The organism is Streptomyces sp. NPDC057950 (assembly GCF_042887295.1).
Taxonomy (GTDB): Bacteria; Actinomycetota; Actinomycetes; order Streptomycetales; family Streptomycetaceae; genus Streptomyces; species Streptomyces kaempferi.
This window is the reverse complement of sequence record NZ_JBHVPP010000004.1, coordinates 41610-52978: the sequence shown is the minus strand read 5'-3', so window position 1 is coordinate 52978 and position 11369 is coordinate 41610. Positions and strand designations below refer to the sequence as shown.

Sequence of the window (11369 nt, the reverse complement as noted above, 5' to 3'; positions counted from 1 at the left end):
AATTTATGCGGGTTCACGTGTGCCCGGCCGCCTTGGGCGGGGTGTGTTGGGCTGTGGCCGCGGCTCTGGCGTCCCCGCTTTGGTCCCTCCCCAACGGGGCGCCACGACGGTTTTCTCGCGTCGGCGGTTTATCGGCGGCTCTTGTATGAGAATGCGATGCGCCGTTCCCGGGGTGGGGTGTTCGGGTGGGGTGCGGGAATCTTCTGCACACGGGGTTTCCGTACAGTGCGGGGCTCGTTAGTCAGGGCGCAGTGAAGAACTCCCTCCGGTGACGCGAGTCGCCGACGAAAGGAACACGATGAAGTCCCTGAAGGCCGCCGCTGTCGTCGCCGGGTCCATGGTCATCGCTGGTGCCGCCGCGCCCGCCTTTGCCGCCGGGGCCTCCGACCTCACGCCCACCAGCCTCAACGGCGCCCTGGAGACCATCACCAGCCAGCGCTCGCTCAGCCTGAAGGACGTGCAGCCCCTGCAGCACCAGTCGAACGCGCTCAACACCGAGAAAAAGGGCTCGCCCCTCAACTCCCTGAACGGCGCGACGAAGACGCTCAACTCGGCCGGTGGCCCCGCCCAGCTGCTCGGCGGACTTCCGCTCCAGGGCTGATCCATTCATTCGGAGCGTTCCTTTCCGGAAGGCCCGCGGGTGTATCCGTGGGCTGCCGCAGATCCCCAAGGAAAGGACGGACGATGAACACCGCCAAGAAGGCCACTCTCCTTCTCGTCACCGCAGTCACCCGGTACGGCCTCCGGTAACGCCATTCAGGCCCCGTGAATGTTCCGGTGAACCTCTGTTGCAACACGGCCGACGTCGGCGGCCTGCTGAATCCGGCGTTCGGGAACACCTGCGCCGACCAGTGACACCCCGCGCGTTACGACCGACGTCGCGCGGCCGAGGGCGGAGGCCGTCCGCATCGGGGGCATCGGGGAAGGGCCGGCTCCGTGCCCCGCGGATCCGGCCCTTTCGAATGGACAACGGCTCCCGGCGTGTTCGAGGAGCGTCCCTCTTTCGTGTGGTCACCCACCCGCTTGTCGCCCGGTCGAGTGAGAAAGCGTGAGGTCCGTTCGGGTGCGTCGATAAGGTTCCGCGGTGACCTCAACCTCAAGCGAAACGCGTCCTTTCCGGGCCGCCGATCTCGGCACGCTCGCCGTCATGGCCTTCAGCGGTGAAGCCCCTGACGGAGACATGCCCTATCTCCTCGCCTATTCCCTGGGCGACGGAGAGGGCGGCCCCGGCGCCTCCACGATCGCCATCGAGGAACTGCTGCGCAACAACGGTCTGCCCATCGGCGACACGCTCCTCGACGGATCCCGGCAGCCGAGCCTGCCGCTGACCCTTCTCGTGGAGGCGGGCCAGGCCGTCGTCACCATGCCGTACCTCAACGCCCAGTGCGTCGTGCCACCGGAGTGGCTCGCGGCGGTCGGTGAACGCGGCTACGCCTACTTCCTGTTCGCCACCCGGGCCTGGCCCGAGGCGGAGCCGGGCAGGCCCGTCGCCCCCGAGAGCCTGACCGCGTTCGCGGGTGACGAGGAAACCCTGCTCAGCGCGGCGCACGTGCTCCTGCCCGCGCGCAGCCTGCGCGGCTGATGACCCGGACAGCGGGGGGCAGCCGTGCGCTCGCCCTGTTGCTGGTGATCACCGGTGCGGCCGGTCTGCTCGCCGCGTGGGTCATCACGATCGACAAGTTCAAGCTGCTGGAGAACCCGAACTTCGTGCCGGGGTGCAGCCTGAACCCGGTCGTCTCCTGCGGCAACATCATGAAGAGCGAGCAGGCCTCGGCCTTCGGGTTCCCCAACCCGATGCTGGGCCTGGTGGCGTACGGCATCGTGATCTGCGTCGGGGTGAGCCTGCTGGCGCGGGCCGCCTTCCCGCGCTGGTACTGGCTGACCTTCAACGCCGGCACCCTCTTCGGCGTCGGTTTCTGCACCTGGCTGCAGTTCCAGTCGCTGTACCGCATCAACTCGCTGTGCCTGTGGTGCTGCCTGGCCTGGGTCGCCACGATCCTCATGTTCTGGTACGTGACCTCATTCAACGTACGAAATGATTTCCTGCCCGCACTTCATTGGCTGAGAGGGTTCCTGGGCGAATTCACCTGGGTTTTCCCACTGCTGCACGTCGGCGTCATCGGCATGCTGATCCTGACCCGCTGGTGGGATTTCTGGACGAGTTGACCATTGAGGCCGTCGGGGGAATCCCGAGGTGAAGGCGTCCGCGGGATCGTCACCCGGTACGGGCCCGGAGCCCTCGAATCCGGAAAGGGACCGTACCTGAGATGAAGCCGACCGATCGAGGAACTCCTGCCGCCGTCGCGACCGGTGCCGCGGCCGCCGTCCTCACCCCGCCGCTGAAGACGGCGCCGGAGGCCGGCCTGGGCATGGGCGCGGGAACGTAACCGCGCCAAGAGCCGTGGGCCGTGTGGGCCACCGCCGCTTCATCCGACCGAATCCGCCGAGGAGAGAACCATGTCCGTCAGCAGAGTGTCGAGCACAGTGCCGGTGACCCGGAGGGGTGTGATGCACGGTCTGCTGGTGTCGGCGGCCGCCGCGGTGCTGGCCCCGGTCGTCGCCGCGTCCTGGCCCCCGCACCTGCCCGGCCCCGACGATCTCTCGTTCGACGAGGTGTACCACGGCCGTCACATCCTGGGCGCCAGGACCGGAGCGGGCGGACGTGCCGCGGTCGCCGGCGGTGAGTGGCAGGTCACCGTGGACGGCCGGCCGCTGCACCTGATGCGCCGCGCGGACGGCAGCTATCTGAGCATGGTGGACCACTACCAGTCGTATCCGACCGCGCTGGCGGCCGCGCGTGCTGCCGTCGACGAACTGGGCCCCTCGGAGCAGCTTCGCGACATGGAGGCGGAGGGAAGCGGCCACCATGGCGTACACGCGTAAGAACGTCAGCAAACTGACCGGCGCGGAGCGACGCCGGTTCGTCGCCGCGATGCTGGAGATCAAACGCCGGGGTGAGTACGACGAGTTCGTGCGGATGCACATCCAGTACTACGTGGCGGACGGCGACCGGGGCCTGCGCTCGGCCCATATGGCGCCCTCGTTCCTGCCCTGGCACCGGCGGTTCCTGCTGGAGCTGGAGCGGGCGCTGCGCCGCGTGGACAACGCGGTGAGCGTGCCCTACTGGGACTGGACGCGGGAGCGGAAGCCGTCCTCCGTGCCCTGGACCGCGGACCTGCTCGGAGGCAACGGGCGAAGCTCCGACCGCCAGGTCATGACCGGGCCCTTCGCCTACGCCCACGGCAGGTGGACGATCAAGGAGGGGGTGACCGACGGCGCCTACCTCACCCGCGATCTGGGGCGCCGGCAGAACCCGTTCGAGCTGCCCACGAAGCGTGAACTGGACTCGGCCCTCGCCGACCCCGTCTACGACAGCGCCCCCTGGAACTCCACGTCCGCCAAGGGCTTCCGCAACAAGCTCGAAGGATGGGGGCACGGGTCCGGCAGCGTGGCCTGGCACAACCACAACCGGGTGCACCGCTGGGTCGGCGGCGCCATGCTCGGTGGCGCCTCGGTCAACGATCCCGTCTTCTGGCTGCACCACGCCTTCGTGGACCTTCAGTGGTCCCGCTGGCAGCAACGCCATCGCGGTGCCCGCTACCTGCCCGCCCGGCCGCCGGGCCCCGGCAACGACCAGCACGGACGGATCGTCGCCCGGCACGAGCGGATGCCTCCCTGGAACGTCACGCCGGACGAGCTGGAGGACCACAGCCGGATCTACCGGTACGCGTAGCCCCCGCCGCTGCCCGCTCGCGTGGGAAGCGGCGCCGCCCGTGTCGTGGCGAGGCCCCCGGCAGCGCCTGCTGCGGGGGCCTTCCTCGTGCGTACGACGGTCAGTTGCCGTAGCCGGAGTCGGAGCCGTAGCCGCCCGGGCCGGGGGTGGCCGGGGTGACCGGGGTGACCGAGGTGGGGGCGCCGACGTTGGCGCAGGTGTCGCCGAAGGCCGGGTTCAGCAGACCGACGACGTCGATGGTGTCCCCGCAGACGTTGACCGGCACGTTGACGGGGACCTGGATGACATTGCCCGAGAGGACGCCGGGGGAGCCGACGGCCGCACCCTGGGCGCCCGCGTCCGCCATGGCAAGACCGGCCCCGCCGAGGACCACGGCGCCCGTGCCGAGAACGACACCGGTTGCCTTCGCGATGCGAGACATCACGTTTCTCCTTTGAATCGGTGAACGCGGCTGCTCGAACGCGACCGCACTCCCCTTTCAACGCGTCCGCTCACAGCCGGTCACGGCATACGCCAGGGGGATCACCCGTCCCGTGTGGGCCACTCGCCGCCGGGGCGTGTCCGGGACGGTGTCGCGGGCGGAAATTCACTACGGCCCGCACCGTGCCCTCAACTAGCCTCCCGGGCATGCCTACCGACCTGTCGGCCTCTCCATCGACCGACTCCCCGACCGACCCGCCGGCCAATCCGTCGATCGACCCGTCGATCGACCCGTTGGTCGGGCTGTTCGCCGAGGAGACCCGGGTCCGCGCCTTCGCCGCGGTGGCCCTCGGCGCGGACACGCCCACGAAGGTCATGGAGCGGGCGGGACTCTCCCTGAGGGACGCGACCACGGCGCTGCGCCGGCTCCTGAGTCAGGACGTCATCACCGACGACGGGGGACTGGCCGTCGCCTACGGCCACTTCAGGCAGCTCGCACGCGGCGCACGGACACCCGCCGAGACCTACGGTTCCGAGGACGAGCGGACCGAGGCCGTCCTGCGGACCTTCGTACGCGGCGGACGCCTGGTCCGGCTGCCCGCCCAGTGGCAGCGCAAGCTGGTCGTGCTCCGGCACATCGCCGAGCAGACCTTCGAACCGGGCGTCGAGTACCCCGAGCGGACCGTCAACGAGAAGCTGCGGGCCTGGTGCGAGGACGCGCCGGTCGACCATGTGACCCTGCGGCGCTACCTCGTGGACCTGCACCATCTGAACCGGCAGTACGGCTACTACTGGCGGCCCGCACAGGTCTGAACCGATGCTCCCGGTCTGGTCCGGTCCGAGTCCGAGTCCGAGTCCGAGTCCGAGTCCGAGTCCGAGTCCGAGTCCGAGTCCGATCCGGTCCGGGTCCGAGGTGGCGGTGCGGGTCCGGTCCGGGTCCGAGGTGGCGGTGCGGGTCCGGTCCGGGTCCGAGCCGGCGGTCCGGGTCCGAGCCGGCGGTCCGGGTCCGATCCGGCGGTCCGGGTCCGATCCGGCTCCTTCGGCCCGGTCCGGTCCGGTCCGATGTGGCCGCGGCCTCAGCCGAGGAGGCGTACGGGACTGCCCGCGAGGAAGGCCCGGATGTCCTCGACCGCCCCGCCGTAGTACGCCTCGTAGTTGGCCCGCGACACATAGCCCAGATGCGGGGTGGCGAGAAGACGCGGCGCCGTGCGCATGGGGTGGTCGGCGGGGAGGGGCTCCACATCGAACACGTCCACACCGGCCCCGGCGATCCGCCCGTCGCGCAGGGCCGCGAGCAGCGCGTCCTGGTCGACGATCGCCGCGCGTGAGGTGTTGACGAGATAGGCGGTCGGTTTGAGGAGGGCCAGTTCGGCGGCGCCCACCAGGCCACGGGTGCGCTCACCCAGTGCGAGGTGTACGGAGACGAAGTCGCTGCTCGCGAGCAACTCCTCCTTGGACGCGGCCCGTTCCACCCCCACCTCCGCGGCGCGCTCCTCGGTGAGGTTCCGGCTCCACGCGCCGACCCGCATCCCGAACGCGAGGCCCACCCGCGCCACCCTGCCGCCGATCTTCCCGAGTCCGAGCAGACCCAGCCTGCGTCCGTGCAGATCGGCGCCCACGGTGCTCTGCCAGGAACCGCCCGCCCGCAACGCGCCGTTCTCCTCGACGAGACCCCGCGCGAGGCCCAGCAGCAGCGCCCACGTCAGCTCGACCGGGGGCGTCGAGGAACTCGGAGTGCCGCACACGGTCACCCCGTGCGCCTCGGCGGCCGCGTAGTCGATCACCGTGTTACGCATCCCGGAGGCGACCAGCAGCCTCAGGCGGGGCAGCTGGGCCAGCAACGAGGCGGGGAAGGGCACCCGCTCGCGCAGGGTCACCACGATGTCGAAGTCCGCGAGCGCGGCGGCCAGCGCGTCCTCGTCGGCGAGGTGTTCGCCGAACCCGACCACCTCGACGTCGTCCGCGACCGGCGACCAGTCGACGACCTCGGTCGCCACCCGCTGGTAGTCGTCGAGCACAGCGCAGCGAAGTCGCATGTCAGGTCCCTCCCAGGCTCGACCGGAGCCTAACCGAGAGGCGTTCGAGGCCGCCGCCGAGCCCCCGCGGGAGGCGGCTGAGGGGGAAGCCACGACGGCCGTCCGCTCCCCGTGGCAGTATCTGGGCTTCATGAGTGCGTCCCCAGAGGTACGGAGCCTGCGCGCGGCGGTGTTCGCCGTGCTGTGCGTGCTGCTGGCCGCCGGCGGTCACGTGCTCGCTTCGGGGGAGGCACCGCCACTGTGGGCGGACGGTGCGGGATTCCTCGCCGTGTTCGCGGCCGGCTGCCTGCTGAGCGGGCGCGAACGCTCACTCCTCGGGATCGGCGGCGCGATGCTGGCCACCCAGGCCGGACTGCACGTCGCGTTCGAGGCGGCCCGGCCGCGGATGACGATGGACATGCACGGCATGTCCATGGGCCACCCGCACGCGCACGCCATGACCCCGCACGCCACGGCGGCCCATGTGGCGGCCGCCGCGCTGGCGACCTGGTGGCTGCGGCGCGGCGAAGCGGCGTTCTGGTGCCTGTTGCGCCGGGCCGTCGCGCTGGTGCCCGGACTCGCCGCCTGGTGGCGGGTGCGGACGGGACCGCCGACCGGCCCGGTCCGGCCGGACGCCGCCGCGCCCGGACCGCTTCGGCAGGTACTGCTGCGGCACGCGGTCTCACGCCGAGGACCGCCGCCGCGGCTGTCCTACGCGCCCTGACCGCAATCCCACCAGTACGGAGTTCCGCCGATGTCCCCGATGTCCCCGATGCGCACCACCCTGCGCCGCGCCGGCCTCGTCACCACCCTCACCGCGGCCGGGATCCTGACCGCCGCCGGTGCCGCCTCCGCGCATGTGACCGTCCACCCCGAGAGCTACGCCAAGGGAGCCACGGACGGTGTCCTGACCTTCCGCGTCCCCAACGAGGAGGACACCGCCAGCACCACGAAGGTGCAGGTCTTCCTCCCGACGGACCACCCGGTCCTCGGAGTGCTCGTCACCCCCCAGGGCGGCTGGACGGCGAAGGTGACGACCACGAAGCTCAAGACCCCCGTCAAGACCGACGACGGCACCATCACCGAGGCGGTCTCGGAGATCACCTGGACCGGCGGCCGTATCCGGCACGGCCAGTACCAGGACTTCGACGTCGCCTTCGGACAACTTCCGGATGACGCGAGCCAGTTGGCGTTCAAGACGCTTCAGACGTACTCGGACGGCAATGTCGCCCGCTGGATCGAGGAGACGCAGAAGGGCGGCGAGGAGCCGGAGAACCCGGCACCGGTGCTCGCCCTCACCGCCAAGGCGGCGGGCGACAGCGGTTCCGGCGCGGACTCCGGTGCGGGCTCGTCCGCGGACTCGGGTTCGGGGTCGGGTTCGGCCTCGGGGTCGGGGTCGGACTCTGACACGTCGTCGGCTTCGAGTTCGGCTCCGGCCTCCGCCACCGGGAGTTCGGCGTCGAGCAGTGATTCCACGGCGCGAGGTCTGGGCATCTCCGGGCTGGTCGTGGGCGTCCTCGGCCTGGGCGCGGCCGCGTTCGCCCTCGCACGTGGCCGCAACGCCGGTTCGTAACCTCTGGAGTGGACAGTCCTCGCCCCGCCGGCCGCCATGCCGCCGACGGGGCGACGGACCGCCGAAGGCCGCCTACGTGACGGCGGGGGCCCACGTGACGGGGCACGCCCAGGATCACAGAGGTCCGCTCAGGGGAACAGCGGCCCGCTCGGGGACACGAGAGCGTCCGGGATCACCCGGATCACCCGGATCACCCGGATCACCCGGATCATCGGGGGCGTCCCGGACCGCCGGGGTTCTGCCTGGACTGCTTCTGCCCATCCAGGACCGCCTCTCCAGCCCGGATCGCCCCGGCATGACTGAAGCCTGGCTCGGGGGATGAGCGGGGCGTGGGAAATTTCCGTACCTCTCCGTGACGACCGGCGCCCGGATGCGAGGATGAGGCCGCCATGACAGCTGGGTGGTGTTCGCGCACGGTACGGGCCGCGGTGTTCGCTGCCGTCTGTGTGCTCCTCGCCGCCCTGGGGCACGTGATGATGTCCGGTGGTGAGGTGCCCCCGTGGGTCCTCGGCGCCTCGGTCGTGGTGATCGGCGGCACGGGGTGGGGCCTGGCCGGCCGGGAGCGTGGGCTGCCCCTGATCGTCACCGCGGTGATGGTCACTCAGGCGGCACTCCACTCGGCGTTCTCGCTCGCCCAGGCGTCGGCATCCGCCGCGCCCCCGACGAGCACCACGGGAATGGGCTCCATGTCCGCGGGAGCCATGTCCATGGGGGCGATGCCCATGGGTGCGATGCCCATGGGGCCCGCTCACATGGACTCCGTGCACACGGGCGTCATGGGGGCCATGGACCACATGGGCGACGGGGCGGGCGGCGCCTCTTCGCTCGGCATGTTCGCGGCCCACATGGTGGCCGCCCTGCTCTGCGGCCTCTGGCTCGCGCACGGAGAGCGCGCCGCGTTCCGCCTCCTGCGGGCCCTCGCGGCCCGACTGGCCGCCCCACTGCAATTGCTCCTCGCACTGCCCGCCCCGGTGGGCCACCCGCGCCCGCGCCTGCGCCGCCATGGCCCCGTGCGCGCTCCACGTCTGCTCCTTCTCGTCCACGCGATCACTTCTCGGGGCCCGCCCGCCGGGACCGCTGTCGTCTGACGACAGCCGGTATCCCGGGGCGACCACCGTGCGTCCCGGGCCCGGTCGCGCCTCCGTGCGTGGCCGCCTCCCTCACCGGACCCCCGGCCCACTCCTGCGCGCCGGGAAGCCGGATCCCGGATGACCCGAGAAGGACACCAGGTGACCACTCCTGCCCTGCCCACTCCCGCCCTGCCCACCGCACGTGACGCCTCGCTGACGGCCTGGGCGATGGCTGCCCGTGGCGGCGATCCCGAAGCCGTGGACCACTTCGTCCGCGCCCTCCACCGAGACGTCCGGCGCTACGTCGCCTATCTCGGCGTGGACCCGCAGTCCGCGGACGACCTGGCCCAGGACACCTTCCTGCGCGCCCTCGGCAGCCTGCACCGTTTCGAGGGGCGTTCCTCGGCCCGCGCCTGGCTGCTGGCCATAGCGCGCCGTGCGGTGATCGACAGCTTCCGGAGCGCGGCCACGCGGCCCCGGCCCGCAGACTTCGACGACTGGCGACTCGCCGTCGAACGTGCCCAGCCGCGCGGCCTGCCGGGCTTCGACGAAGGCATCGCCCTCGACGACCTGCTGGCCGGACTGCCCGAGGAGCGCCGGGAGGCCTTCGTGCTGACGCAACTCCTGGGACTGCCCTACGCGGAGGCGGCCCTGGTGAGCGACTGCCCGGTCGGCACGGTCCGCTCACGCGTGGCCCGTGCCCGTACCTCGCTCATCGCCTCGCTGTCCGACGCCGAGCGATGCGGGCCGGCCGACGCGGCGGCCTGACGGGGATGGCCTGACGAGGGCGGTCTGTCGTGAGAGGAGGCGGGCCCTACAGGGGAGCCGCGTGGCACTAGGTGGCAGGGACTGACGGGGCCGCCTGCCGTGTGAGCGAGGGCATGCGGGCCGGAGAGGGGCGCGGCCCCGGACGCCTGGGGGGCGGGCCGGGGCCGCGGGCTCACGAGGGACCGTGCTCGCGGTCACTCGCTGTTGAGTTGCCAAGGTGCAGTGCCGCTCAGTGCCTGCCCGGCGCCTGTTCAGTCCCGCGTCGGCGTCTTCTCCCGACGGAGGAGCACCATGATCCCGCCACCGACGACGACCAGGGCGATGGCGGTGCCCGTGATGATCGGGGTCGCGGTGGAGCCGCCCGTCTCGGCGAGGTCGGTGCCCCCGGTGGAGGCGGTGTCCAACACGGCCGGGCTGGGTTCACCGACCGTCTGGGTCGTGACGTCGCTCGCGCTGCCCTGCGTCTTGCAGTCGAACATGCCGGTGAACCGCTTCTCGAAGCCGTTCGCGCCCGTGACCGCGAAGGCGTATGCCTGGTCCTCCCGCAACGGGACCGTCACCGTCAGGGACTTCCCGGCCGCGACCGTGTGCTCGCCGTCCATCAGCTCGAAGGTGAACGCAGCGTCGCCCGCGTTGGCCGCCGTGACGTCCACACCGCCCTCGGCACAGTTCTTCTCGGCGGAGAGCGCGGGTATCGCGCCCTCCGCTGCCCAGGTGGCCGTCGCCGTCGCGGAGACCGTCGACTCACTGGACCCGGCCAGGATCTGCGTCTGGCTGCGGGTCTCCGAGGCGAAGGCCCGGCCGACCGGCACGGTCGTCGACGCCTGCACGGACAGGGCCGCCGAGCCGTCCGGGCTGTCCTTCGGCACATCGAAGAAGAGCCGGCTGCCGTTGACCGCCGAGGTGATCGGCCTGCCGTCCTTGCCGACGACCTTCACGCCGCTCGCGAAGGCGTCCGCGGGCGGTATCACCGTCACACTGTCCGCGTCGGTGCGCACCGTGATCGGGCCCACCTTCTGGCCGGCGTGACCGGAGATCGCGGGAGGATCGAGGGTCAGTGAGGCCTTGGGCTCCGGCACGCTCCGCGCGCTCTTCTGCAGGTAGTCCGCGAGCTTCTCCGCCTGCGGGTTCACCGCGTCCACGTCGGCGCCGTCCGAATACCGCCAGATGGCCACCTGTGTGCCCGCCGCGGCGTCCTGCTCGGTGAGGCCGCTCGTGCCGGCCTTCTCGGCCAGCGCCGCCAGGTCGTTCACCTGCGGGTAGGAGTGCTGCAGGATCCAGCGGATGCGGCCCGCGTCCTTGTTGCCGTTCAACGACGTGCCGCTCCAGGACGTCTCCCGGTACTTGGCGTCCCGCTGGGTCGGGTTGTGGAGGTCGATGCAGTAGGTCTGCAGCATGCCGCCGTTGTCGACGGACATCTCGAACAGACCGGCGGACACCTGCTGGTCCTGGCCGTTGTCGTGGATCACCGCGGGTCCGTACGTCTTCAGACCGGTGATGGTCGCGGTCGCGCCGCCCTGGCTCTGCGGGACCTCGTCCGCGACGGCCGTACCCGCGGTGACCATCGCTCCGGCGGCGACGAGTCCCGACACCACCGTCGCGGCGACGAGGCGGCCGGCCCCTCGCCTGCGCGCCGCCGCCACGGACGTCGCTGAGAACGCAGAGAGCGCAGAGAGCGCAGAAAACACAGAATTCCCCTTCGAGCAGGACCCGTTGACATGGGGGGACGGTCCCGCCAGCAGAATCAGAAGCCCCGTGAGCTATGCCCGGCATCCTAAGGACGCGGCGCA

The 11369-nt window shown here is 71.3% G+C and carries 13 protein-coding genes and 1 pseudogene; 11 read left to right on the top strand and 3 right to left on the bottom strand.

Annotated elements, in window-relative coordinates:
• Nucleotides 1-298 precede the first annotated feature (298 nt).
• The 6 genes and pseudogenes from ACFVTC_RS09190 to ACFVTC_RS09165 all read left to right on the top strand — a co-directional run bounded on the left by ACFVTC_RS09190 (nt 299) and on the right by ACFVTC_RS09165 (nt 3733).
• The gene (locus ACFVTC_RS09190; protein ID WP_390125624.1) at nt 299-601 is read left to right on the top strand and encodes a hypothetical protein; all 303 of its coding nucleotides are present in this window, start codon (nt 299-301) and stop codon (nt 599-601) included.
• A gap of 126 nt (nt 602-727) precedes the next feature.
• Nucleotides 728-855, top strand: a pseudogene (locus ACFVTC_RS09185) (chaplin); the annotation flags it as partial.
• A gap of 229 nt (nt 856-1084) precedes the next feature.
• Nucleotides 1085-1582, top strand: a complete 498-nt coding sequence (locus ACFVTC_RS09180) for a DUF5949 family protein (protein ID WP_390125621.1) — start codon at nt 1085-1087, stop codon at nt 1580-1582.
• Nucleotides 1582-2166, top strand: coding sequence for a vitamin K epoxide reductase family protein (locus tag ACFVTC_RS09175; RefSeq protein WP_390125618.1), 585 nt, complete (start codon nt 1582-1584; stop codon nt 2164-2166). The genes ACFVTC_RS09180 and ACFVTC_RS09175 overlap by 1 nt, the downstream gene beginning before the upstream one ends.
• Nucleotides 2167-2457: 291 nt before the next feature.
• A complete protein-coding gene (locus ACFVTC_RS09170) occupies nt 2458-2883 on the top strand; it encodes a tyrosinase family oxidase copper chaperone (RefSeq protein WP_390125616.1) in 426 nt (141 codons plus the stop codon).
• Complete coding sequence (locus ACFVTC_RS09165; protein WP_390125613.1) at nt 2867-3733, top strand: tyrosinase family protein; 867 nt, start codon at nt 2867-2869, stop codon at nt 3731-3733. The genes ACFVTC_RS09170 and ACFVTC_RS09165 overlap by 17 nt, the downstream gene beginning before the upstream one ends.
• A gap of 100 nt (nt 3734-3833) precedes the next feature.
• On the opposite strand, the gene ACFVTC_RS09160 is transcribed toward ACFVTC_RS09165, so the two are convergent.
• Nucleotides 3834-4154, bottom strand: coding sequence for a chaplin (locus ACFVTC_RS09160; protein WP_390125611.1), 321 nt, complete (start codon nt 4152-4154; stop codon nt 3834-3836).
• 206 nt (nt 4155-4360) lie between these two features.
• Between ACFVTC_RS09160 and ACFVTC_RS09155 the strand changes: the two genes are divergently transcribed.
• The gene (locus ACFVTC_RS09155; RefSeq protein WP_390125608.1) at nt 4361-4966 is read left to right on the top strand and encodes a DUF2087 domain-containing protein; all 606 of its coding nucleotides are present in this window, start codon (nt 4361-4363) and stop codon (nt 4964-4966) included.
• 263 nt (nt 4967-5229) lie between these two features.
• Here ACFVTC_RS09155 and ACFVTC_RS09150 read toward each other — a convergent pair whose 3' ends face one another.
• On the bottom strand, nt 5230-6189 hold the full coding sequence (locus ACFVTC_RS09150) for a D-2-hydroxyacid dehydrogenase family protein (protein WP_390125606.1): 960 nt from the start codon (nt 6187-6189) through the stop codon (nt 5230-5232).
• A 130-nt stretch (nt 6190-6319) separates the two neighbouring features.
• Here ACFVTC_RS09150 and ACFVTC_RS09145 point away from each other — a divergent pair, with 130 nt between their 5' ends.
• The 4 genes from ACFVTC_RS09145 (at nt 6320) to ACFVTC_RS09130 (ending at nt 9579) form a co-directional block, all read left to right on the top strand.
• The gene (locus ACFVTC_RS09145) at nt 6320-6892 is read left to right on the top strand and encodes a hypothetical protein (protein ID WP_390125603.1); all 573 of its coding nucleotides are present in this window, start codon (nt 6320-6322) and stop codon (nt 6890-6892) included.
• Between the two features lie 39 nt (nt 6893-6931).
• On the top strand, nt 6932-7741 hold the full coding sequence (locus tag ACFVTC_RS09140) for a YcnI family protein (RefSeq protein WP_390126192.1): 810 nt from the start codon (nt 6932-6934) through the stop codon (nt 7739-7741).
• A 389-nt stretch (nt 7742-8130) separates the two neighbouring features.
• The gene (locus ACFVTC_RS09135; RefSeq protein ID WP_390125601.1) at nt 8131-8829 is read left to right on the top strand and encodes a hypothetical protein; all 699 of its coding nucleotides are present in this window, start codon (nt 8131-8133) and stop codon (nt 8827-8829) included.
• 120 nt (nt 8830-8949) lie between these two features.
• Nucleotides 8950-9579: a sigma-70 family RNA polymerase sigma factor gene (locus ACFVTC_RS09130; RefSeq protein WP_390125599.1), complete on the top strand. Its 630-nt coding sequence runs from the start codon at nt 8950-8952 to the stop codon at nt 9577-9579.
• 251 nt (nt 9580-9830) lie between these two features.
• On the opposite strand, the gene ACFVTC_RS09125 is transcribed toward ACFVTC_RS09130, so the two are convergent.
• Complete coding sequence (locus tag ACFVTC_RS09125; protein ID WP_390125597.1) at nt 9831-11267, bottom strand: Cys-Gln thioester bond-forming surface protein; 1437 nt, start codon at nt 11265-11267, stop codon at nt 9831-9833.
• Between the last annotated feature and the right edge of the window lie 102 nt (nt 11268-11369).

Excerpts from the sequence above, each read along its gene's own strand:
- ACFVTC_RS09150 (WP_390125606.1), bottom strand. The coding sequence starts at position 6,189 with ATGCGACTTCGCTGCGCTGTGCTCGACGACTACCAGCGGGTGGCGACC.
- ACFVTC_RS09170 (WP_390125616.1), top strand. The coding sequence starts at position 2,458 with ATGTCCGTCAGCAGAGTGTCGAGCACAGTGCCGGTGACCCGGAGGGGT.
- ACFVTC_RS09155 (WP_390125608.1), top strand. The coding sequence starts at position 4,361 with ATGCCTACCGACCTGTCGGCCTCTCCATCGACCGACTCCCCGACCGAC.
- ACFVTC_RS09135 (WP_390125601.1), top strand. The coding sequence starts at position 8,131 with ATGACAGCTGGGTGGTGTTCGCGCACGGTACGGGCCGCGGTGTTCGCT.
- ACFVTC_RS09160 (WP_390125611.1), bottom strand. The coding sequence starts at position 4,154 with ATGTCTCGCATCGCGAAGGCAACCGGTGTCGTTCTCGGCACGGGCGCC.
- ACFVTC_RS09130 (WP_390125599.1), top strand. The coding sequence starts at position 8,950 with ATGACCCGAGAAGGACACCAGGTGACCACTCCTGCCCTGCCCACTCCC.
- ACFVTC_RS09190 (WP_390125624.1), top strand. The coding sequence starts at position 299 with ATGAAGTCCCTGAAGGCCGCCGCTGTCGTCGCCGGGTCCATGGTCATC.
- ACFVTC_RS09140 (WP_390126192.1), top strand. The coding sequence starts at position 6,932 with ATGTCCCCGATGCGCACCACCCTGCGCCGCGCCGGCCTCGTCACCACC.
- ACFVTC_RS09175 (WP_390125618.1), top strand. The coding sequence starts at position 1,582 with ATGACCCGGACAGCGGGGGGCAGCCGTGCGCTCGCCCTGTTGCTGGTG.
- ACFVTC_RS09165 (WP_390125613.1), top strand. The coding sequence starts at position 2,867 with ATGGCGTACACGCGTAAGAACGTCAGCAAACTGACCGGCGCGGAGCGA.
- ACFVTC_RS09145 (WP_390125603.1), top strand. The coding sequence starts at position 6,320 with ATGAGTGCGTCCCCAGAGGTACGGAGCCTGCGCGCGGCGGTGTTCGCC.